The 21,679-nt window shown below is 69.7% G+C and carries 18 protein-coding genes; 1 reads left to right on the forward strand and 17 read right to left on the reverse strand.

Features of this window, described 5'->3' with window-relative positions; genetic code table 11:
- Positions 1-87: 87 nt before the first annotated feature.
- From ACQPY0_RS34915 to ACQPY0_RS34995, 17 genes are all read right to left on the reverse strand, one after another.
- Positions 88-2,199 (reverse strand): dipeptide ABC transporter ATP-binding protein, encoded by a 2,112-nt coding sequence (locus ACQPY0_RS34915; protein ID WP_432970354.1) that lies wholly within the window; start codon positions 2,197-2,199, stop codon positions 88-90.
- A gap of 17 nt (positions 2,200-2,216) precedes the next feature.
- Positions 2,217-3,068 carry an ABC transporter permease gene (locus ACQPY0_RS34920; protein WP_432970357.1) on the reverse strand — a complete coding sequence of 284 codons (852 nt, stop codon included), beginning with the start codon at positions 3,066-3,068 and terminating at the stop codon, positions 2,217-2,219.
- A complete protein-coding gene (locus tag ACQPY0_RS34925; RefSeq protein WP_432995504.1) occupies positions 3,065-4,030 on the reverse strand; it encodes an ABC transporter permease in 966 nt (321 codons plus the stop codon). Before ACQPY0_RS34925 ends, ACQPY0_RS34920 begins: the two co-directional genes overlap by 4 nt.
- Before the next feature lie 44 nt (positions 4,031-4,074).
- Entirely contained in the window at positions 4,075-5,622 is a 1,548-nt protein-coding gene (locus ACQPY0_RS34930) for an ABC transporter substrate-binding protein (RefSeq protein ID WP_432970360.1), read from the reverse strand.
- Between the two features lie 133 nt (positions 5,623-5,755).
- On the reverse strand, positions 5,756-8,374 hold the full coding sequence (locus ACQPY0_RS34935; protein ID WP_432970363.1) for a N,N-dimethylformamidase beta subunit family domain-containing protein: 2,619 nt from the start codon (positions 8,372-8,374) through the stop codon (positions 5,756-5,758).
- A gap of 10 nt (positions 8,375-8,384) precedes the next feature.
- Complete coding sequence (locus ACQPY0_RS34940) at positions 8,385-9,140, reverse strand: SDR family NAD(P)-dependent oxidoreductase (RefSeq protein ID WP_432970366.1); 756 nt, start codon at positions 9,138-9,140, stop codon at positions 8,385-8,387.
- Positions 9,141-9,148: 8 nt separating this feature from the next.
- On the reverse strand, positions 9,149-10,276 hold the full coding sequence (locus ACQPY0_RS34945) for a mandelate racemase/muconate lactonizing enzyme family protein (protein WP_432970369.1): 1,128 nt from the start codon (positions 10,274-10,276) through the stop codon (positions 9,149-9,151).
- Between the two features lie 12 nt (positions 10,277-10,288).
- On the reverse strand, positions 10,289-11,224 hold the full coding sequence (locus ACQPY0_RS34950; protein ID WP_432970372.1) for a hypothetical protein: 936 nt from the start codon (positions 11,222-11,224) through the stop codon (positions 10,289-10,291).
- Positions 11,221-12,300, reverse strand: a complete 1,080-nt coding sequence (locus ACQPY0_RS34955) for a Gfo/Idh/MocA family protein (protein ID WP_432970375.1) — start codon at positions 12,298-12,300, stop codon at positions 11,221-11,223. Before ACQPY0_RS34955 ends, ACQPY0_RS34950 begins: the two co-directional genes overlap by 4 nt.
- The gene (locus tag ACQPY0_RS34960; RefSeq protein WP_432970378.1) at positions 12,282-13,130 is read right to left on the reverse strand and encodes a sugar phosphate isomerase/epimerase family protein; all 849 of its coding nucleotides are present in this window, start codon (positions 13,128-13,130) and stop codon (positions 12,282-12,284) included. Before ACQPY0_RS34960 ends, ACQPY0_RS34955 begins: the two co-directional genes overlap by 19 nt.
- Positions 13,131-13,195: 65 nt before the next feature.
- A complete protein-coding gene (locus ACQPY0_RS34965) occupies positions 13,196-14,206 on the reverse strand; it encodes a phosphotriesterase family protein (RefSeq protein ID WP_432970381.1) in 1,011 nt (336 codons plus the stop codon).
- Positions 14,206-15,639, reverse strand: a complete 1,434-nt coding sequence (locus tag ACQPY0_RS34970; protein ID WP_432970384.1) for a hypothetical protein — start codon at positions 15,637-15,639, stop codon at positions 14,206-14,208. The genes ACQPY0_RS34965 and ACQPY0_RS34970 overlap by 1 nt, the downstream gene beginning before the upstream one ends.
- Positions 15,640-15,666: 27 nt before the next feature.
- The gene (locus ACQPY0_RS34975) at positions 15,667-16,446 is read right to left on the reverse strand and encodes an SDR family NAD(P)-dependent oxidoreductase (RefSeq protein WP_432970387.1); all 780 of its coding nucleotides are present in this window, start codon (positions 16,444-16,446) and stop codon (positions 15,667-15,669) included.
- Positions 16,447-16,452: 6 nt separating this feature from the next.
- The gene (locus ACQPY0_RS34980; protein ID WP_432970390.1) at positions 16,453-16,980 is read right to left on the reverse strand and encodes a MaoC family dehydratase; all 528 of its coding nucleotides are present in this window, start codon (positions 16,978-16,980) and stop codon (positions 16,453-16,455) included.
- A gap of 67 nt (positions 16,981-17,047) precedes the next feature.
- The gene (locus ACQPY0_RS34985; RefSeq protein WP_432970393.1) at positions 17,048-17,989 is read right to left on the reverse strand and encodes an HpcH/HpaI aldolase/citrate lyase family protein; all 942 of its coding nucleotides are present in this window, start codon (positions 17,987-17,989) and stop codon (positions 17,048-17,050) included.
- A gap of 14 nt (positions 17,990-18,003) precedes the next feature.
- Positions 18,004-19,077, reverse strand: a complete 1,074-nt coding sequence (locus ACQPY0_RS34990) for a LacI family DNA-binding transcriptional regulator (RefSeq protein ID WP_432970396.1) — start codon at positions 19,075-19,077, stop codon at positions 18,004-18,006.
- Positions 19,078-19,145: 68 nt separating this feature from the next.
- The gene (locus ACQPY0_RS34995) at positions 19,146-20,261 is read right to left on the reverse strand and encodes a mandelate racemase/muconate lactonizing enzyme family protein (RefSeq protein WP_432970399.1); all 1,116 of its coding nucleotides are present in this window, start codon (positions 20,259-20,261) and stop codon (positions 19,146-19,148) included.
- On the opposite strand from ACQPY0_RS34995, the gene ACQPY0_RS35000 reads away from it, so the two are divergent.
- Positions 20,260-21,552 (forward strand): CaiB/BaiF CoA transferase family protein, encoded by a 1,293-nt coding sequence (locus ACQPY0_RS35000; protein ID WP_432970402.1) that lies wholly within the window; start codon positions 20,260-20,262, stop codon positions 21,550-21,552. The genes ACQPY0_RS34995 and ACQPY0_RS35000 overlap by 2 nt on opposite strands.
- The last annotated feature ends 127 nt before the right edge of the window (positions 21,553-21,679 follow it).

Raw genomic sequence — 21,679 nt, forward strand, 5'->3', positions numbered from 1 at the left:
CGAGGCTCGGATCCGGTCGTCGTGGGCTCTCCCGCAACTCCGGCCCATCCGGCCCCACGTACCCGACCATCGAACAGCATGGCTCCTTCAGACGGCGAAATGGCACGCGGTCGCGTGGCCTTGCCCGTCGCGGAGCACGGGCGTTTCCGTCTCGCAGCGCTCCTGCGCCAGCGGGCAGCGGAAGCGGAACGCGCAGCCGCCGGCCGCACTGTCCTGTCCGGACAGTTCGCCGCGCAGCAGCGTGCGTACGGGCCGCTCGCCGACCCGGGGCACCGGCACCGCGTCGATCAGTGCCCGGGTGTACGGGTGCCGAGGCCCGGCGAAAAGGCTGTCCACCGGGGCGGTTTCGACGATGCGCCCCGCGTACATGACAACGACCCGGTCGCAGACGTGCCGGACCATGGACAGGTCGTGCGAGATGTACAGGTACGCGAAGCCGTATTCGTCTTGCAGCCGGGTCAGCAGGTTGAGAATCTGCCCCCGGGCCGACATGTCCAGTGATGCCACCGCCTCGTCGGCGACGATCAGCTTCGGCTGGGTCGCCAGGGCACGGGCGATCGCCACCCGCTGCCGCTGGCCGCCGGACAACTCCGATGGCCGCCGCGCGGCCATCTCCGGTTGCAGCCCCACCGCGTCGAGCAGCCGGACGACGTCGGCGCGGTAGCGCCGCGAACCACCGCCATCGCGCAGCACGAGCGGCTCGCTGATCACGTCGCCGATGCTCATCAGCGGGTTGAGGCTGTCACCCGGGTCCTGGAACACCATCTGCGCGAAGCCGCGCTTGCCCGTCCGGCTGACGTTTCCGGAATCCGAGCGCTCCAGCCCCACGACGATCCGGGCCAGCGTCGTCTTCCCCGACCCCGATTCCCCCACGATGCCAACGGATTCACCCGGTTCGATCACCAGATCGGCTTGGCTGACCGCGTGTACCCGGGATGCCTTGCGCCCCCACCCGGCCCCGCGCGAGAACGTCTTGCTGACCCCGCGCAACTCCAGCACAGCACCACCGCCCGGGCGGCCGGCGCCGGCCACGACGTCGCCCGCCGCCACCTCGCGGTCGCCCTCGGGCGCGCCGTCGCGCTCCGGGGTGCCGTCCTGGCGGCCCGGCCCCGCAGGCGCAGCCGGCCCTTGGCGTCCTCGCGCCCCGGCAGCTTCAGCGGAACCAGCCGATGCGGCAAGCCCGGCCGATCTCCCGGATACGACCAGGTCAACGGGGGCATCGTTGGGGTCGTGGGCGAAGTGGCACAGGGCTGTGCCGCCGCCGGGGAGGGTGACCGGCTGCGGGGCGACGGTGCGGCAGATCGTCTGGCCATTTCCCTTGGCACAGCGCGGTTCGAAGACGCAGCCGGTGACCGGGGCGGTCAGGTCGGGGAGGCGGCCGGGGATGCTGCCGAGGATGCGCTGACGCTCGGTGCCGAGGCTCGGGATCGAGGCGAGCAGGGCGCGGGTGTACGGGTGGGCCGGGCGGTTGAACACCTCGGCGGCCGTGCCGAACTCGGCGACGCGACCGGCGTACAGGACCAGGACGCTGTCGGCGAAGCCCGCGACCAGGGCGAGGTCATGGGTGATGAGGAGGGTGGTCATGCCGGCCGTGTCGGCGAGCCTGCCCATCAGGTCCATGACCGTCGCCTGTGTGGTCACGTCGAGGGCGCTGGTCGGCTCGTCGGCGATGAGCACGCGGGGCTGACCGGCGAGCGCGGTGGCTATCATCGCTCGCTGACGCATGCCCCCCGAAAGTTCGTGAGGGTACTGCCGGGCTCGCAGCGCGGGCTGGGAGATCTCCACTTCGGACAGCAACTCTTCCACCCTCGGCCAGATCTGCTTGCGCGGCACCACGTGGTGGGCCTTCAGGGCCTCGGCGATCTGGTAGCCGACCGTGCGCACGGGATCCAACGAGGACTTGGCGTCCTGGAAGACCATGGACATGGCCCGGCCGCGCAGGGCGCGCATGGCACTCTGGTCATTGAGGTCGATCGGGTCGCCGCCGAGCAGGACCCGGTCGGCCGAGACCTGTGCGGTGGGCGGGAGCAAACCCATCAGGGCGAGGCCTAGCGTGCTCTTGCCGGAGCCGGACTCGCCGACGATCGCCAGCCGGTGCCCGGCGGGTATGTCGAAGCTCGCCCCGTCCAGCGCGGTCACCGGGCGATGGCCGGAGCGGTACGTGACGGTGAGGCCGGAGACGGACAGACCCTGGGACATGGACGATCCTTCGCGCGTCATACCCGGACCACCGGGCTGTTGCCGGCCGCGAGCGCGCGGCCGGAGGCGATCCGGCGGCGCAGGCCCTCGCCGATCATGACGTAGGCGCCCGCGACCAGCGTGACGAAGATGCCGGGGAACAGGCCGTAGAACGGGGCGTAGTAGACCACGTCGTATGCGGAGCGGAGCATGTTGCCCCAGCTCGGGGTCGGCGGCTGGGTGCCGACCCCGAGGTAGCTCAGCGACGCGGCGATGAGAACCGCGCTGGAGGCGAGCACGCTCGCCGCGACCAGCAGGGTCGGCAGTGCGTTGGGCAGCAGGTGGCGGCGCAGGATGTGGCCGATGCCGCCGCCGGAGATCCGGCTCGCCTCCACGTAGCCCCGGTTGCGCAGCACCAGGCCGGTGCCGCGGCTGAACCGGGCCATGGACGGTGCCATGACCATGGCGATGGCGAGGATCTGGACCAGCTCGCCCCGGCCGAAGACGGTGATCAGGAAGAGCGCCAGGACGATCGTGGGGAACGAGAGCAGGACGTCGACGCTGCGCATGCCCAGGCTGTCGGCGAAGCCGCCGAGGAACCCGGTGAGCAGACCGAACAGGGTGCCGACGGCGAACGCGATCGCGGCGGCGGAGAGGCTGATGACGATGTCCACCCGGGCGCCGTACACGACGCGGGTGAGCACGTCGCGACCGATCTCGTCGGTGCCGAACGGGTGGGACGTGGATGGCGGGAGCAGTGGCACGTCGATGATCTCGGCCGGGCCGTGCGAGACGAACAACGATGGGGCGATCGCCATCAGGACGAACGGGGCGAGCAGCAGCAGGCCGCCGAGGAGCAGCTTGGGCTGCCGGGACAGAAATGCCTTCACGCGTGCCGCCTCGTCCTCGGGTCGATGAACTGGTACGCGACGTCAACCAGGAACGCCACCACGACGTATGCCACCGCCGTGAGCAGCACGACCGCCGCCACGACGTTGTAGTCCTTGCGGGACACGCTCTGCACGAGAAGAGAGCCGAGGCCAGGCCAGCTGAACACCGACTCGACGATGACCAGGCCACTCATGAGCGAGCCGACCACCAGGCCGATGACCGTGACGGTGGGCAGAATCGCGTTGGGCAGGATGTGCCGGTACACGGTCGCCCGCTCGGTGATGCCACGCGCCCTTGCCGCGGTGATGAACGGCTGGTCGGCCACGTCCTGGAGCCCGGCATACAGGTATCGGAAGTAGAGCGCCATCTGCGGCAGGGCCAGGGTGAGACCGGGCAGGACCAGGTGGCTGAGGTTCAGCGACGGCGACTCGGTGAACGGCGTGTAGCCGGAGGCCGGGAAGAGGCTCGTCTCGGCGGCGAGCCCGATGATCAGCAGGAGGCCGAGCCAGAAGCCCGGCATCACCAGCAGGATCGTCACGAGGGCCTGGATCAGGCCGCGCACGGTCTTGAACCGGGTCCGGAACGCGAACAGCGCGACGACCACGCTGCCGAGCACCCCGGCCAGCACCGACACCGCCCCGAGCTGCAGCGTCGCGGCCAGCCGGGAGACAACCGTCTCCCGCACGCTCAGGCCCTGGATGGTCAGGCCGAAGTCACCGGTGGCCGCGTTGGACAGCCAGATCCAGAACTGGACCGGCAGTGGCTTGTCCAAGCCGAGCTGCCGGGACAGTTCCGCGACGACCTGCTCCCGCTGCTGCGGGGTGAAGTTCGGCAGGGGCCCGATCCTGCTCTCGGCCGCGTTGCCGGGCAACGCGGCGAGGAGCAGGAAGGTCAGCACGGACACGAAGAACAGCACAACGGCGAGCTGCAGCAGCCGCGAGAGGACGATCTTCACCACCATCAGTTTCACTGCGATAGCCTCCGTAACCCGCCGTTGATGATCGTTTAGAAGGATGCCTTGTGCCAGAACACGTCGCCGAATCCATTCGACTCGACGCCGTTGAGGCCTTCGGGCAGGATCAGCGAAACCGGCCCGCCGAACATGAAGTAGACCAGCGCGTCGTCGACCAGCGCCGCCTCCGCCTTGGCCAGCAGGCCGGGCGCCTCCGGCGCGTCGAACGGCGTGGTCTTGACCTGCCGGTACAGCTCGGCCGCAGCCGGAACCGGCGGCTGCCCGTTGGTGTAGGCGCTGAGCATCACGCTCGGGTTGGTCATGTAGTCGAACAGGTTCTTGGTCGGGAACGGCAGGTTGCCGGCGTTGAACGCCAGCCCCTCCCAGGTGCCTTTGGTGTAGGTCGCCTCCAACCAGGCGTTCGCCTCCAGGGTCTTGATCTCACTCTTGACCCCGGCGGCCTGTAGCCCCTGCTGGATGATCTGCGCCTGCGCGGCACAGTCCTCGTACCCCTGGATGGCGTTGAGCGGCACGCTGATCCCGGACTTGCCGATCTCGGCCAGCATCGACTTCGCGCGCTCCGGGTCGTAGGTGACGTCCGTGGCGTTCACGCCGCTGGTCTGCGGCGTGAGCGTGAACGGGTTCCAGGTCTGCTTGCCCAGGCCCTTGAACGAGGCGGCGTTGAGCTGCTTGGTGTCGAAGCAGTACCGCAGCGCCTTGCGCACCCGCACGTCGTTGAGCGGCTCCTTGCCCATCTGGATGATCCACCAGTTGGCGTAGGTCGCGGCCGACACCACCCTGGTCCCGGGCACGTTCTTGACCTGGTCCAGGTAGAGCGGGGCGATGTCGTACAGCGCGTTCACCTGGTTGCTTCGCAGGCTGACACCCTCCGTGGCGACATCCGCGAACAGGACGAAGTCCAGCTTGTCCAGCGGCGGCTTGCCACCCCAGTAATCCGGGTTGGCCACCGTGTCGACCCGGCTGCCGCTGACGAAGTTGGCCAGCTTGAACGGGCCGGTGCCGACGACCTGGTTGGCGAAGTTCACCTTGCCGAACGAGTCCGCCGGGACGATCAGGATCGGCTGCGGGTCGACCAGGAACTCCACCCGCTCGTTGGTGTGCACCTTGACGGTGAAGTCGTCGACGACCTCGACCTTGCCGAACTGGGTCGGCGACATGACCGGCCGGCCGGTGGTCTGCTTGATCACTTCCGGGTCGCACCGGGCGGAGATCGAGTACGCCACGTCCTTGGCGGTCATCGGGGTGCCGTCGTGGAACTTGACGCCCTTGCGGATCTTCAGGACGGTGACCTTGGGGTCACTGGTGTCGAACGACTCCGCGATGGCGGGCACGAGCTTCCCGCTCTCGTCCTTGCGCACCAGCGTGTCGTAGAGGGCCAGCCCCATCATCTGGGACCAGTTGTAGCCCTGGATGCCGAACGGGGTCAGGCTGGTGATCGCCGCCTTCATCCCGACGGACAGGCCACTGGCATTGCTGCCCCGGTTCTGCGGTCCGGAGCCGCCGCAGGCGGCGAGACCGAACGCTGCTGCCGAACCCAGCGAGAGCCCGAGGAACCCTCTCCTGGTGATACCTGGTCTCACGTGCGCCTCCAGAACTGGATACGATTCCGGGAATCTAAACGCGACCGCACTCAGAGGTCAATAGTGGATCTGCCGCACGACCGCTAGAGACGTTGTGACGTGCTAGTTCGTTGCGAGCCACTCGGCCGTTCGGTTAACAATCGTTTCCAGGAAGTAAAAACGACTCATCCGTACGAAACCGGCGCAGCACGTTGCGCGACACCGCCGCGACGTTGTTGTCATAACCGTTGTGGCAGAGGCTTCCCGACCAGGCGATCGAACCCACCGAGAAGACCGCTCCCCCGCCACCGGTTTCAAAGAACACCATGTCCGCCCGGATCGCCTCGGGGGCATCCGGATCGGCCGACGGCAGCCGTTCCGTCAGGGACGGCACCGCCAGGTCGTAGATGTTGGAGTGGCCCTCGGAACGGGCCAGCACCAGGCCGTGCCGGGGCGAGCCCCGGCCCGGGTCGAACCGGTCGATCTCATACCCCGCCGCTCCGCCCTGGAGCAGGCCGAAGTCGCCGATCAGCTCCTCGTCCACGCCGTCGAAGATGAACGCGGCCCGGGGATCTCGGCTGCCTTCTGTGCGCCGGTAGTAGGAGCACCGGTCGAAGCCCTGGGTGATGAAGGCAACCCCGACCAGGGCCTCCGACCGCCGCCCGGTCTTGCCGAACGGCCCGGCCGGTTCGCCGGTGAACGAGAACATCGCCTCGGTATGGTCGGTCGGCCACAGCGACTCCATCCCCGGCCGCCGGACCTCGACCGTGCCCGGCAGGCTCTCGTGGAACTCCGAAGCGTTGTAGAAACCATTGCCACCGAGGTACATGAGCCGGCCGCCGCTGGCGAGATAGGCCGCGATCGCGTCCTCCATGCGGGCGGACAGATACTCCGGGTGCGACGCGGTCACCACCACGCGGTACGGGGTGATCGCCGCGGTCCCCTCCCGGTGCAGGTCCTCGTCGGTCACCACGTCGAACGGCACGCCTTCGTGCTCCAGCCACGCCGTGATCAGCAGATCCTGACAGAGTTTGTAGATCCGGCCCTTGGGCCGGAAGTTCGTCACCGGCCGCCGCAGGCTCGAGTAGACCACGGGGCTTCCGTCGCGGTGCATGTCGTAGGTTGACGCGCCGAGTTCGGGCTGCACGGACAGGAGCAGATCGGTGCCGTCCAGGACGGTCAGGCGGCCGTGCATCATCTCGCCGAACTGGGCGAACATGCGCAGCCGCATGTTGGCATACGCCGCATAGGTTGCGGTCGGGACCAGGAACACAGTGTCGGCGGTGACCGTCCCGCGCGGCGGCCGGACAAAGAACGGCACCCGGAACTCCTCCGCCCCGGCCATCAGCCGTAGCGCGTACGTCCCGCTCCCCCAGTCCGCCGGCACGGTCAGCGTGAACGACGGCGCCCACCCCGCATCCGCGAGATCGTCGCTGTGAAAGTGCATCGCCCCGTACTCGCCGGGCGCCATCCGCCAGTCCAGATACCGTCCCGACCACGCCACCCCGCGCACCGCCCGGGCCGGCAGGTTCACCGTCCAGCCCGGATACCCGCCCCGAATCTCCTGCGTGTCGATCCCATCCGCAAGATCCCACTCGGCGACCACCCCCGGTTGCGGGCCCTGCCGCTGTTGCGGCCCACTGCCCGCAACGGCAGGCGGTGGAGACTCCGTGCGGGGCACGAACGCAGCTGCCACGCCGCGCACGAGGACTGCCGCCGCCTGACGTCCCAGCGGGCGCTCGTACAGCCGGGGGCGTTCGATCAGGCCGTTGTAGGGGCGGTCCGGCCGTACCCGCCCATCCGATGCGGACTCCAACGCAGCGGCGAGGGTCAGGCTGACACCGGTTGCGTGGCCGGAAACGGTTGTGGGGGCCGTCGCCAGCGAGGCCTGGCCGGTGTCCCAGGATGTCTTCGGGACCTGTTGCACGCCGACGGAAAGCTCACCGCCCGCGCTTCCAGCGAAAATCAAGAACCAGTCGCGCGTACGCACGGTGCCCGCGCTGACGACCTCGGCGGCGCCGTCGGTGAACACGACGCGGCCGTCCGGGCGGACGTAGAGGCAGCGATGTGAGCCGTCCTCGCCGCGCAGCGAGGCGATCACCTGCTCGCCTTCGCAGAGCAGGGTCGGCTGGACGAAGGCGGAGAAGCCGAAGGCGGCGGGAAGCGGGATCGGGCCAGGGACGTGCGCATACGAGCCGGGGTGGACCGGCTGTTCCACCGAGGGGTACTCGCCGTCGACGACCGAGCGCAAGACCGTTTCCCGGAACGGGGGCGCGTCCGGGCCGACCTCGGGGTTGTGCAGGCGGACGATGTCCGCGCGGTAGGACGGGTGACGGGAACTGCTGACGTAGAACGTGATGGGCTCGCCGGCGTGCACGCCGTCCTGTCCGGCATACCCGAGGACGGAGGGGATGACCGGGTGTGCTGTGGCTTCGCTCCGGCGCGTCTGCGGGGCCGCCGGGTCCACGGTGGTTCCGAAGAGTTCCTGCCAGCGCAGGCGGAAGACATGACGCTCGGCGTCGAGCAGATCGGTGAACACCGTTTCCGGCTCCAGGATGAGCCGGAACGGCGCAGTGCCCGACAACCGGGCGAGCGTCCACTCCTCGTGCGGTTTCGTCATGTAGAGGAAGTGCTTGCCCGGCAGGGGAAGCGACCTCATCCGCTCCAGAACTGACTGAAGCTCGGGGCTGTGCGTGCCGAACGGGGTGGCGTCGAACTCGGCCAGCAGCGCGCGGGCGCGGTCCGGGCCAGGTGGGTCTAACTGAGCGGGCATGGGCTTTCCTTCAGTACAGGATCGAGCCGCCGGTGACGGCGATCGTCGCGCCGTTGACGTAGCTGGCGTGTGCGGAGGCGAGGAAGAGCGCGACCCGGGCGATCTCGTCCGGCCTGCCCATCCGTCCCAGCGGGACGGTCTGCGTGGCGGCCGCCACCAGTTGCGGATCGATTCCGGTGTGCTGCATCGGAGTATCGATCTGGCCCGGCGCGATGACGTTCACGGTGATCCCGGCCGGGCCGAGCTTGCGGGCGAAACCCCGGCTCAGCGTGATGATGCCGGCCTTGGCCGCCAGGTACGCGTCGCTGCCGAACACCGGGCCGGTCAGCCACGCCGCCGAGGAGAACCCGATGATCCGGCCGCCCCGGCCGTGCCCGGACAGGATCTCCCCCACCGCCCGGGTGAGAAAGAACGACCCCTTGAGGTTCACGTCGAGCTGGCGGTCCCAGGTCTCGATCGTCACCTCCTCGACCGGCTCCCGGATCAGCAACGCGGCCACGTTGACCAGCGCGTAGAGGCCGCCGGTGGCGGCATCGGCCTCGTGCGCCAGGCGGTCGAGGCCGGCCGTGTCGGCGAGGTCGAACGTGATCGCGTGATGTTCGCCGGGCAGGCCGGACACGACCTCGTGCAGCGCCGCGCCGTTGACGTCCACGGCATAGACCCGCGCGCCCGCTTCAGCGAACAGCTTCGCCGCTGCCCGGCCGATGCCGCTGGCCGCGCCGGTGACGAGGACTCCCCGGCCTTCCAGGCCGTCGCCCAGTCGCATACATCCTCCTAGAACCGGTACTTGTGCAGCACGGACTCTTTGATCTCGACGCCGATGCCGGGGCCGGTCAGCACCGCCACCCGGCCGTTCGACGCGACGATCGGGTCGTCGACCAGCTCGTACTGCATCGGATTGGGATCGGGCTTGAGCTCCTGCACCAGGCAGCGGTCCGTGCTGGCGGACAGGGCGATCGAGACGGCCGTGTTCACCGCGCTGGACCAGGCGTGCGAGTTGAACCAGCGGTGGTGGCGCTCGACCAGGCGGATGACGCCCAGTGCGCCGGTGATGCCGCCGGCCCGGCCGACATCGCAGCCGACCACGTCCAGGACGCCGGGGCCGAGAGCCTCGGCATACCCCCGCTCGTCCCATTCCCGTTCGCCGCCGGCGATGAGGCAATCCACCTTGCCGCGCAGGACCTTGAACTCGTCTGTCTGCCAGGGCTCGAACGGCTCCTCGATCCACTTGAGACCGTGCCCCTCGAAGCGCCGGGTGCGTTCGATGGCCTGGTCCAGAGTCCAGGTGAGCGACTGGCCCCGGTCCATCATCAGCCACGCGTCCGGGCCGCACTCGTCGCGCAGCCGGGCGAGGAAGCTCACGTCCCGGTCGATGTCGTAGCCGAGCCGGGCCTGGCCGGCCTTGCCCATGCCGATCTTCACGCCCATGTAGTCGCCGCTGCGGGTGTAGCGGCCGTGCCGTTCCGCCTCCGCTTCCAGGCTCGCGTCGAACGCGTGTGTCGACGCGACGGCCGGCAGCGACGCCACCCGAGCCCCGCCGAGCAGGTTCACCAGCGACAGGTTCAGGGTGCGCGCCCGCGCGTCCCAGAGTGCGATGTCGATCGCGGAGAGGGCGAACGACGCGATCCCGCCCCGGTAGCCGAACCACCAGCTCTTGCTGCGCATCTCGTGCCAGAGCGCGACGTTCTCGTGGATGTCCCGGCCGATCAACCACTCGGCCATGCCCTCGATCAGCGCCTCGGTCGCCTTGGCGGCTGCCGGGAACTGGCTGATCGCCTCACCCCAGCCGACGACGCCGTCGTCGGTGAGGACCTTGGCGAAGGTGAGATACCGCAACTGGTTGTTGTCGTTCGGCTCCGGGTAGCGGACGGACAGGGTGGTGATCTCTCGTATGCGTGGCATGCTGCTCCTCAATCACGGATGGGCCGGCGGCAGATCGGCGACGGTGACCCATCCCGGGCCGGCCGCCAGCACCCGCCGCACTGAGTTGGCGACCATGGCGGCCGACCCCCGCTGTGCGCCGATACCCGGCTGGATCGTGCAGGTCATATCGGTGTGCTCGCCGTGCACGCTGATCTCATCCCGCGCGCTGAGCCCGGCCCCGGCCATATCCACGTGGCCGGTGAAGTGCGCCGTGTACCAAGGCCTTCCGGCGACGATCGCGGTGTAGATCTGGTGCACCCCGGCGCTGTGCCCGGCGGCCACCGGTCGCTGGTCCAGCGGCACCGGATGCGGGGTGAGCAACGGCTCGATGCGCTTGTCGATCCGGTCGACGGCCAGTCCCAGCGCGTGCGCGACGATTTCCATGGACTGCGGGAATCCGGCGTGCCCGAGGATGCTCCCGTTCGCCACCCCCGCCGCGAACTCGTCGGCGGGGAAACCGATCCCGAGCCGCCCCAGCACGACGGTCCCGAACCGCGACAGGTCGACGGTCCGCCGGACGGTGAGCGTCACCGGCTCCGCCGTCGTCCCGAGCAGCGTCAGCACGAACGCGTCGAACAGGAACCCAGGGTTCACTCCCCCGCCGAGGATCGTCACCCCGCGCTCCCGCGCCAGCGCGTCGAGCCGCCGCGCCAGCTCCCGGTCGACCGCCCACGGAAACGACGACTCCTCCGCCGACACGATCACGTTGGAGCCGGCGGTCACGGCAGCCTCGATGTCCGCCGCCACATCGGCCAGCAGCGTCGTCGTCGCGATCACCACGAGGTCCGCCCCGCTGCGCAGCAGCGCCCCCCGCTCCGGCCGCGCCACCGGCCCGTCCACCGTGACCCCGTCCCGCTCCCGCAGCAACGCCGCCACGGCCCGCCCCAGCTGCCCGTCACCGTGGATGGCCACCCGCACCGCGCTCACGATCCCGCCCTCCCCTGCGCAGCAGACCCGCCCAGAGCCCGGGACGAACCGTCGATCGTCCCCAGGCTGCGATACGCGGACTCGAGGGCTTCCACCGTGCGGACGGCGGCCTGTCCGGTGTGGGGTGTGGCGGGAAGGAGGCCCAGGGTGATGTCGATGAGGGTTCGCACGGGGCCGGAGCCGTCGTAGACGCCGCTGTGCGAGGCGAACTCGGTGTGGCCGTCCATTCTGGACAGACGGACCGAGTCGTGGCCGAAGTCCAGCAGCAGCATGCCTTCCGAGCCGAACAGCCGGATGTCGAGCTGGTGCCGGGCGTTGTCGATGCTGGGGGCGAAGCTCGCGCCGGAGACGGCGATGGTTGCGCCGCTGTGGAGGCGGCCGCCGATCGCCATGGAGGTTTCGACCTGTCCGCCGGGTGGGATCATCGCCCACGCCTGGCTGTCGGCGATGGGGTCGTCGAGGAGTCCGAAGAGGACGCCCAGGGCGTGCGAGAGCTGGCCGTGGCCGTAGCCGCCACCGGAGATGACGGGATCGGTCCAGGTGGCGGCGGCGGCCTGGCCGGCCTGCGTGCCGCTGGAAAGCAGGGAGTCACCCCGGAACAGGTCACGGGTGCCGGAGGCCATGTGCACGCTGACGTGCTCGACGGCGCCGATCCCGGGGGCGCTCAGCATGCGCTGGGCCGCGGTGAACAGGGCCGAGTGGTTCCAGCCGAAGCCGGCCAGCAGGGCTCGGCCCGTCTCCCGGGCGGTTCGGGACAGCTCTACGGCGTGGTCGGCGCGCAGGGTGAACGGCTTCTCGACCAGCACGTGCGCGCCGCAGCGCAGGGCGGCCAGGGCCTGTTCGTGGTGCGCGACGGCGGGGCTGGCGATGACGCACGCGTCGAGGTTGTGCGCGAGCACGGATTGCCATTGCGCATACGCGGACGAGAAGCCGAACTCGCGGGCCGCGGCCTGCGCTCGCGCAGGATCGGCGTCGGCGACAGCGACCAGTTCGATGTCGGGGACCCGGGATGCCAGGGCCGGCAGGTGGCAGGCGCGGGCCCAGGCGCCGGCGCCGATCAGGCCCACGCGGCCCATTGCACCTCCACGTGCTGTTTGAGTGCGATGGTTTCCGCAGTGTTGTCGACGCGGTCGCAGTCCCACTTCGCCATCCACACGTACTCGGTGGCGAGCCAGCCGTCGTATCCGCCGGCCCAGAGCCCGTGCAGGAGGGCGGTGAAGTCGATTTCGTTGTCGGCCAGGCGGGTCTGCATCTTGCCGATGCCGCCCGCCCGCAGTTGCACGTGGCGCACGGCCGCGGCCAGTTCCAGCATCTCGGCCGGGGTGGCGCCGGCGAAGGCGAGGTGGGACGGGTCGAGTGTGACCTCCAGGCCGGGGGTGGCGGCGACCAGGTCGGCGATGCGCTCGACGGTGTCGGTGACCGAGCCGAGGTGCGGCTCGAAGGAGAGCCGCAGACCGGCCGCGCGGGCCCGGTCGACCCGAACCGCGAGGCCGTTGGCGGCCGAGGCCAGGGCCTCGCGGTGGGTCTGGCCGGGGTGACGGACGCCGGGGAGCAGGGTGATGCCGGAGACGCCCAGTTCCACGGCGAACGCGACGGTGTCGTCGAAGATCTCCAGCGAACGGGCCTGGTCGGCCGGGTCCGGATTGCCGGGGTCGAGCAGGGCAAGGCTGGTCGCGTCCGGCGTCAGGAACAGGTCAGCGGCCGCGAGGCCGTGCTGCGCCAGGCGCCCCCGGACCTCTGCGGCGTACCGCTGTGGGGAGTTGCGCAGTTCCGTGAGCGTCAGGTGGGTGCTGTCCCCGAAGAGCCCGAGGTCGACCCCGGTGAACCCGATGTCCCGGATCACCTGGAGCACGGTTGGGTGGGACAGCCCCGGCCAGGTGTAGTCGGAGCAGGAGATACGCAGCACGGGCAGCTCCCTAGAATCGTTTCCAGCACACAGCGGCAAAGATGGATCATTTCTAGCCGGCCGGGTCAGGCCCAGCAGAGCAGCCGGCGGGTGTTCTCCACGGCGAAGCGGTGCAGCAGGCCCGCTGGGGCGTCGAGCACGGTGAAGAGCTCCGCGACCGACTCCAGCATGTGGCCGTAGCTGAACCCACCCCACGCCGAGAGTTGCTGCTTCATGCAGGTGTCCTGGCTGACGAACAGCTGATCAGCGGCACCTTCGGCGGACAGGGTCAGCAGCGCGCGCACCCGCTTGCTGTCGGTCGGCAGGTCGAGGAAGTTGGCGTTGCTCCACCAGGGCGCGCCGAACATGTCGAACTCGACGTTGACTCCGGTTTCGAGCGCCCGGCGGTGCACGTCGAGATCTTCCAGCGAATAGTCCATGTGGCAGATGACGATTCGGCTCAGATCGCGGGCGTTGCGGGTGAGGAAGGCCAGCAGTTCCGGCACCGGCCGCAGCGTCGTGATGTGAATCCAGATCGGCGCGCCCGTCTCCTGCTGGGCGATGATCGCCGCCTTGAGCACGTTCCACTCGTCCGGTTCCGGCACCGCCGAGATGCCTATCTCCCCCATCGCCCCGCACCTGGAGACGCCATCGCCTTCGCGGAGTTCCGCGATGAACTCGGCGGCCAGGTCGTCCGGGGTGCGCCCTTCGACCCGGCCCTTGTGCCCGTACTTCACGTAGTACCCGGTGCAGGCGATGACGTTGACCCCGGAGGCCCGCGACAGCTGGCGGTAGCGCTCGAGATCGCGGCCCATACCGATCGGGGTCAGGTCCACCAGCGTGCCGCCGCCGAGGTCCTTGTACCGGATCAGATCGGTCAGCACGACATCGTCGGCGTCCATGATCAGGTTGTCGGAGAGCGAGCGGGGCCACTTCTTGACCTGGGCTATGGTCTGTGCGCTCATCGGGGTGTCGACCGGGTACACACCCCCGGGCACGATCAGCGCCGAACTGTCCGTGGTCAGGTGCTCGTGCGGCAGCACGAAACCCAGATTCTCCGCGCTGACCGGGCCGAGAACACTCAACGCGTCAGCCATCACGCCTCCCCGTGCAGTTCGTGCAGCAACTCCAGCGAGGTCCGGACCAACAGCCCGCCGACCTCGGGGGTGAACGGCGCCGGTTGGTCGTAGCCACGCTGCGACACCGTGGGCTCGTAGCCGCCGTAGGGGTACTCCTCGGAGGTGGCGACGTATCCCAGGGTGCCCTGGGAGTAGCCGGCGAAGATGGTGGTGGCGAAGGGGGACTTCGCACGGACCTCGGCGCCGAGCTCGCTGAACAGTTCACCAGGGGTGCCGACGATGGCGCAGTCGCCGATACGGGCGGCCCAGACCTCGCCCGGGACGGAGGTCGGCAGCGGGCCGCTGTCCAGGCGGCGGAGCATCGACTCCAGCCAGCGGATGTGGTAGCGGATCGGGTTCAGCACGTCGCGACCCGCGCCGCCGCGCTCCGCCTCGTCGTATTCGCTGCGGCGAGTGTCCAGTTCGGCCTCCATGGTCTCGCGCGACAGGGCTTGCTGCAGCGGGAGGTCGATGACGCGCCGGACGCTCGACAGCTCTTGGGCGGGCTGGTCGGGGGCGACCCGGCGGCGGTAGAGGACGATCGGAGTGACCGAGCCGTAGCCGATGCGCTCGATGTCGATGACGCGGGGTTCACGGTCCGCCACGGCGTGCACGGCCTCCAGGCCGAGGCGGCTGCCCATCTCCAGCTCGGGGCCGGAGTAGTCGCAGAACGCTTGCAGCGGGAGCACGTTGCCGGCGGCGCCCTGGAGGAAGACGCATACGCCGCCCCGGAGGCGCTCGACCTGGCCGCGCAGTCCGCCGACGAAGTCCGGGCTGGTCTCGGTGCGCTCGGGGCCGACGCACACCGGGTGGCAGCCGAAGCCGACGATGGTGGCGATGGCGCTGCCGTCGAGGGCGTCGACGCGGATCACCGGCACGTCCTCGTCGACGAATCCCTCCTTGTTCCAGCCGAGGATCGTGGCGCCGTCCTCACGACGCTCGCGGCGGTTCACCGACAGGCCCGTGACCCGGCCGGTGCCGCCGGAAACCCTTGCGGGGACGAGGTTCGTGGCCGCGAGCAGGGCGGCGGTGGCATAGTCGTGGGGCAGGCGCTCGAAGTAGGCCGCCTCGGCCGGGGTCACCTCCGGGAACTCGCCGTGCAGCTTGCCGTCCTCGCGCGGCCAGGGGGCGGCGTGGGTGTGGCTGGAGTTGAGCAGGATGTGCTCGGGGGCGATGCCGGTGGCCTCGCTGATCCGGGCGCGGATGCGGTCGGCGTACAGGGGGCTGAGGCCGACCACGTCGGCGGCGAGGACGGCCACGCGGTGCGACCCGGAATCCAGCACGCAGGCGGTGACCATGAGGGGCTCGCCGTAGCGGCGGACGGCCTCGGCCCGGCGCAGGAAGCCTTGCGGGTCGACGGGGAGGGGCGGGTTGATGTTGACGGCCGAGGCACCGGCCAGCAGGGTGCTCACTACAGTTCTCCTACATGGATGTGCCGCTCAGTACATGAGCAGGCCACCGCTGACGTTGAGGACGGTTCCGGTCACGTAGCTCGCGGCCGGGGAGGCCAGGTAAACGACGGCGCCGGCCAGTTCGGACGGCTGGCCGAGGCGGGCCATCGGGACCTGGCCCGACAGCCCGGCCAGGGCCGCGTCATCCAGGCCGCCGGCGAGCATGGGAGTGTCGATGAAACCGGGGGCGACCGCGTTGACGCGAATGGCATCCGGCGCAAGGCTTCTGGCCAGGCCCTTGGTCATCGTGACGATGCCGCCCTTGGTCGTGTTGTACACGACCGAGCCGTTGAAGCCGCCGCTCCACCAGCCCTGCGAGGTGAAGTTCACGATCGAGCCGCCGCCGTGCTCGCGGAAGTGCCGGGCCAGGCTCATGTTCAGGAAGAAGGTGGCCTTCAGGTTCACATTGACCTGCAGGTCCCACTCCTCTTCGGTCACGTCGAAGATGCCGGTGCGCCGCAGCACGGCCGCCGCGTGCACCAGCGTTCCGCTCGGGCCGGTGCGCTGCCGCACCCGCTCGGGCAGGCCGTCGAGCCCGGCGATGTCCGCGAGGTCCTGTACGAGGTAGCCGTGACCGTCCCCGGGCAGTTCACCGACCAGTTCGGCCAGCGGCTCCTCGGCCAGGTCCACGACGCAGACCCGGGCACCGGCGCGGGCGAACGCCAGCGCGATCTCGCGCCCGATCGCCCCGGCCGCGCCGGTGACCACAACGGACTTCTCCCACGACGATTCCGGTATGGCGCCGGTCGGCTCCGCTGTCTGGCTCACGTGCGCCTACTCCCACTCTTCCGTCGTGACGGGGAAGTAGTTCTGCGCGATGCCGGACGCGCGGGTGGGAATCATGACCGCGCGCTCCCACCAGACCACGATTTTACCGTCCTGGTTCAGCCCCCGGGTGTGCATCGTGATGATCCCGGCGTACTCCCGGCTCTTGCTGCGCCGCGTCTCCACCACCTTCGACTCGGCGTAGAGCGTGTCGCCGATGTAGACGGGGTGCCGCAGCTCGATGCGGGACCAGCCGAGGTTGGCGATGGCATTCTGGCTCATGTCCAATACGGACAGCCCGAGAACGAGCGCCACGGTCAGGCCGCTGTTGACGATCACCCGGCCTCCGGTGATCGGGTTGCTCGCGGCGAAGTGCGCGTTGAAGTGGTTCTGGTTCGTGTTCCCGGTCAGCTGCGTGAACCACGTGGAATCGGCCTCGGAGATGGTCCGGCCGATCCCGTGCTGGAACACGTCCCCGACCGTGAATTCCTCGAAGAACCGCCCGATCACGGCCGGATGTGTGGTGCCCTCACTCATGTCGCTCTCTTCTCGCTCTACGGCAAAGCCACCGGGCCAGATGCCGGCCGGCGTCGGGTGGTCGTGTTCATGCGCCGGCCGTCGCGGTGCGCGTCAGGCCGGCGGCGCGGCCCTTGGTGGCGATGACGAGGGCCATCTTGCGGGACGCCTCGTCGATCATCTCGTCGCCGAGCATCACCGCGCCCCTCCGGCCGCCCTCATCGGAGGTCGCGAAGGCGTACGCGTCAAGGATGTGCTCGGCCCGGTCATAGTCCGCCTGCGGCGGGGTGTACTCCTCGTTCGCGGCCGCGATCTGATCCGGGTGCAGCGCCCACTTGCCGTCGAACCCGAGCGCGGCCGATCTGGCCGCGACCCGCCGGAACGCCTCGGTGTCGCGCACCTGCAGGTACGGCCCGTCGATCGCCTGCAGATCGTTGGCGCGCGCCGCCATCAGGATCCGCATCAGGATGTAGTGGTACGCGTCGCCGGTGTCGTAGCCGGGCGGCTGCTCGCCGACCACGAGCGAGCGCATGTTGATACTGGCCATGAAGTCCGCCGGGCCGAAGATGACGGTCTCCAGGCGCGGTGACGCGGCCGCGATGGCGTCCACATTGACCAGTCCGCGGGCGTTCTCGATCTGCGCCTCGATGCCGATGCGGCCCACCGGGAGGCCGTACGTGCGCTCCAACTGGGTCAGCAGCAGGTCCAGCGCGACGATGTGCTCGGCGCTCTGCACTTTCGGCAGCATCACGCAATCCAGGTTTGCCCCGGCGCCGCCGACGATGGCGAGAACGTCGTGCACGGTCCATGCCGTGGTCCAGTCGTTGACCCGGACGACCCGGGTCTTGCCCCGCCAGTCGCCGGTGTTGAGGGCGGCCACGATGTTGTCCCGGGCGCCGGCCTTGGCCAGCGGGGCCACCGCGTCCTCGAGGTCGAGGAACACCTGGTCCGCGGAGAGTCCCTGCGCCTTCTCCAGCATCCGGGGATTGGAGCCGGGTACGGCCAGACAGGATCGGCGGGGTCGTTGCATCGTGGCGCTGCCTCTCACGTTCGTTTGGCTTTGGCGCGGGCGCGCTTGACCGGCGGCTCGACCTGCCGGATCGGGCCGACGCTGTCGCGCGGGGTGAAGATGGTGTCGATGATCACGGTGCGGGCCTCGGCCCCGCGCAGCATGTCGAGCATCAGCCTGGCCGCGGCGGTGCCCATCTCGCCGGAGTCGCGGGAAACCGAGGAGAGGTCAGGGGCGAGCACGTCGAACATGGGCCACTCGTCCAGCGTCACCAGGGCGATGTCCGAGCCGACCGAGCGGCGCAACTGCCGTAGCCCCTGCAGGGCGCCGGCGGTGGTGCTGATCCCGCCGGTGACCAGCGCGGTGGGCTCGGGGTTGCGCGAAAGCAGGCGGATCACCTCGGCCTTGGCGAAGTCGGCGTCGAAGCTGTCGGTGGCGATCAGGCTGCGATCCACCGCAGCGCCGATGTCCGTATGCGCGGCCTCGTAGCCGCGCAGCCGCTCCCGGGAGGAACGGACGTTCAGGGGCCCGGTGATGAGCCCGATCCGGCGGTGCCCCCGGGCCAGCAGTTCACCAACGGCCCGGTGGACCCCGGCGAAGTGGTCGCAGAGCACGGCAGCGGCGGGCAGCTCCTCGACCTCGCGGTCGAGCAGGACGACCGGGCTGCTCAGCGCGGCCAGCGCGGCGCGAGTGGACTCGGCCCGCTCAGAGACGAGCGAGACGATCACGCCGTCGACCCGGCGGCGGCGCAGCAGGGTGAGATTGCGCGCCTCCACGTCGAGGTGCCCGTCCGAGCTGGTGATCAGCATGGAGAACCCAGCCCGGCGCAGCTCCTGCTCGCAGGCGCGGGCGATGTTGGCGAACAGCGGGTTGGAGATGTCCCGCAGGACGAAGCCGATGGTCTTGGTCGAGCCGCTGCGCATCGACTGGGCCAGCAGGTCCGGCTCGTAGCCGAGGTCGGCGACGGCCTTCTCCACCTTGGCGCGCATCGCCGCCGAGACGTCCGGGTGCCCGGACAGGACCCGAGAGACGCTCGACAGGGCGACGCCCGCCTGCACGGCGACGTCACGGATCGTGGTGCCCGCGCCGTCCGCCTCGAACCTGGCCATCGATGACCTCCATTACCAGCCTGAGTTCAGGGATCGATTCCAGAGTAGCCGTATCCCTGCCGCTCACTTCACCGGTCGGCCCGGCACTGCTCGATCACGTCCTCGTCGAGAACCCAGCCCAGGCCCGGGCCCTCCGGCAGGGGCAGTTCCCCATCGATCAGCGCGGGGCGGTTCGCCAGCAGGGTCCAGAAGATCGGGTCGCGGGTGGGCGAGAAGGACTCGACGAACGTCCCGTTCGGCACCGAGGCGAGCAGGTGCGAGGCGAGGTGCCCCTCCTCGTGGTGACCGAGTTCGAGGTCGAATGCCAGCGCCAGCGCGGCCACGCGGCGCCATTCGGACGGGCCGCCACCCCACGAGGCGTCGAAGTTGCACACGTCGACGGCGCCGTTGACGAACATCTCCCGCATGCCTACCCGGGAAATCTCGCTCTGGCCGGCCGCGACGTTGACGTTGCCGCGGGAGCGCACGTCGCGCAGGCCGCGCCAGTCCGCGTGCCACCGGGTCGGCTCCTCGAACCAGCGCAGCGACACCTCGTCATCGAGCAGGCGCAGGAACTCCAGCGCCTCGGACACGGTGTAGCCCTGGTTGGCGTCGACCACGAAGAGGAAGTCGTCACCGACGATCCGCTTCGCCTCGCGCAGCCGGTTCGCGTCCTCCTGCGGCGGCTTGGCACCGACCTTGAACTTCATCCCGACCATGCCGTGCTCCTCCTTGAAGAAGGCGAGTTCCTTCTCCAGGTCGGCGGCGCTGGAGCCGTAGTAGCCGCCGATGCCGATCATCGGGATGCGGTCCCGGTAGCCGCCCCAGATCCGCCACAGCGGCTGGTTCATGTACTTGCCGAACGCGTCCCACACGGCGGTGTCGACGCAGGCGATCGCCTGCATGGGTATGGCCCGGTCGCGCAACTGGTCGAATGTCACCGGCAGCATCGCCCGCCACACCTGCTCCACCCGGGTCACGTCAAGTCCCACGACGAGCGGCGCGATCTCGTTGTGGATGATGGCGAGGATCTCGTGCTGCTCCTCGTCCGTGTCCGCGTTGTACGCCTCCCCCACCACCCCGTCGGAGGTGCGGATGCGCGTGATGATGGTGCACCGATTGCGCATCGAGTAGTAACTGCCCCGGTAGTGGTGGCGCAGGGGTATCCGGAGCGGAATCGTCTCGATGGCTTCAATCGTGGGCATGCACTTCTCCCCGGAAGATCATTTGGGTATCGTTCCTGGAAACGGTACCGGGATGCCGTGGTGCCGGTCAACGCCGAAGGAGCCGTTGCTCATGCCACTCCCGCTTTCAGACGTCCGGATCGTCGCGATCGAGCAGTACGGGGCGGGCCCGTACGGCTCCATGCACCTCGCCGACCTCGGCGCGGACGTCATCAAGGTCGAGCAGCCGCCCGGTGGGGACGTCGGGCGGTACGTCCCGCCATACCGGGACGGGACCGACAGCCTGTTCTTCGAGTCGCTCAACCGCAACAAGCGCAGTATCGCCCTCGACCTCGCCGAACCCCAGGGCCGGGCGGTCCTGGAAGACCTGGTCCGGGTGTCGGACGCGGTGTTCTACAACTTGCGCGGAGATGTGCCGGAGAAGCTCGGGCTGCGCTACGCGGACCTGCGTGAGATCAATCCTAGAATCGTTTGCTGCTCGCTGTCCGGCTATGGCATGACCGGCCCGCGCCGGGCCGAGCCCGGCTTCGACTACATGGTGCAGGGCCTGGCCGGCTGGATGAGCATCACCGGCGAACCCGATGGCCCGCCGACCAAGACGGGCATGTCAGCGGTTGACTTCGCCGCCGGGCTCTCCGCCGCGCTTTCGCTGATGGTCGGCGTGCACGCGGCCCGGCGCGACGGCGTCGGCGGGGATGCCGACGTCGCCCTGCTCGACACGGCCGTGTCCATGCTCAACTACCTGGCCACCTGGGCCCTGAGCCGGGGCCATGAGCCGCAACGGATTCCCCGATCCAGCCACCCGACGCTGATCCCGTTCGGAAGTTTCCCGACCGCCGACGGGTGGATCGTCGCGGGCGGCAGCAAGGAGAAGTTCTGGGTACGTACCGTCGCCGCCCTCGGCCGGCCCGAACTGGCCGAGGACCCTCGCTTCGCCACCTTCGACGACCGGCTGCGTCACCGGGCCGAGCTGCAGGCCATCCTGGACGCGGACTTCGGCCGGCACACCACCGCGCACTGGCTGGAAATCCTTACCGCCCACGGTGTCCCGTGCGCCCCGGTGAACACCGTCGCGGAGGCGCTGGCCGACCCGCAGGTCGGCGCCCGCGAGCTGGTGTCGTATCACGACCATCCCCGCCTCGGCCGCGTCGGCCAGGTCGCCTCCCCCGTCCGTTTCGGCGACGCGGCCCACCGCAACGCCCCCGGCCCCGGCCTCGGCGAGCACACCCGCGAGGTCCTGACGGACCTGCTGCAGTACACCGAAGAGCACCTCACCCGCCTGTCCACCGCAGGCATCATCGCCTTCCCCTGAGGCGCGTTCCTCGCCGGCCGAGTGATCACCATCGGCCCGCCGGCGGCTGTATCCACCCCATGGAACCGCGGCGGGGCCGCCACCCAAACTCCAAACCCGACACCCGCCCGACCCTTTTGCCATCAGG

Source organism: Dactylosporangium sp. CA-233914 (assembly GCF_050942935.1).
Classification (GTDB): Bacteria; Actinomycetota; Actinomycetes; order Mycobacteriales; family Micromonosporaceae; genus Dactylosporangium.

Bases quoted from the DNA above. Each gene is read 5' to 3' on its own strand.
- ACQPY0_RS34915 (WP_432970354.1), bottom strand. From the start codon at position 2,199: ATGTCCCAGGGTCTGTCCGTCTCCGGCCTCACCGTCACGTACCGCTCC.
- ACQPY0_RS34925 (WP_432995504.1), bottom strand. From the start codon at position 4,030: ATGGTGGTGAAGATCGTCCTCTCGCGGCTGCTGCAGCTCGCCGTTGTG.
- ACQPY0_RS34935 (WP_432970363.1), bottom strand. From the start codon at position 8,374: ATGCCCGCTCAGTTAGACCCACCTGGCCCGGACCGCGCCCGCGCGCTG.
- ACQPY0_RS34940 (WP_432970366.1), bottom strand. From the start codon at position 9,140: ATGCGACTGGGCGACGGCCTGGAAGGCCGGGGAGTCCTCGTCACCGGC.
- ACQPY0_RS34945 (WP_432970369.1), bottom strand. From the start codon at position 10,276: ATGCCACGCATACGAGAGATCACCACCCTGTCCGTCCGCTACCCGGAG.
- ACQPY0_RS34955 (WP_432970375.1), bottom strand. From the start codon at position 12,300: ATGGGCCGCGTGGGCCTGATCGGCGCCGGCGCCTGGGCCCGCGCCTGC.
- ACQPY0_RS34965 (WP_432970381.1), bottom strand. From the start codon at position 14,206: ATGGCTGACGCGTTGAGTGTTCTCGGCCCGGTCAGCGCGGAGAATCTG.
- ACQPY0_RS34980 (WP_432970390.1), bottom strand. From the start codon at position 16,980: ATGAGTGAGGGCACCACACATCCGGCCGTGATCGGGCGGTTCTTCGAG.
- ACQPY0_RS34985 (WP_432970393.1), bottom strand. From the start codon at position 17,989: ATGCAACGACCCCGCCGATCCTGTCTGGCCGTACCCGGCTCCAATCCC.
- ACQPY0_RS34990 (WP_432970396.1), bottom strand. From the start codon at position 19,077: ATGGCCAGGTTCGAGGCGGACGGCGCGGGCACCACGATCCGTGACGTC.
- ACQPY0_RS35000 (WP_432970402.1), top strand. From the start codon at position 20,260: ATGCACTTCTCCCCGGAAGATCATTTGGGTATCGTTCCTGGAAACGGT.
- ACQPY0_RS34995 (WP_432970399.1), bottom strand. From the start codon at position 20,261: ATGCCCACGATTGAAGCCATCGAGACGATTCCGCTCCGGATACCCCTG.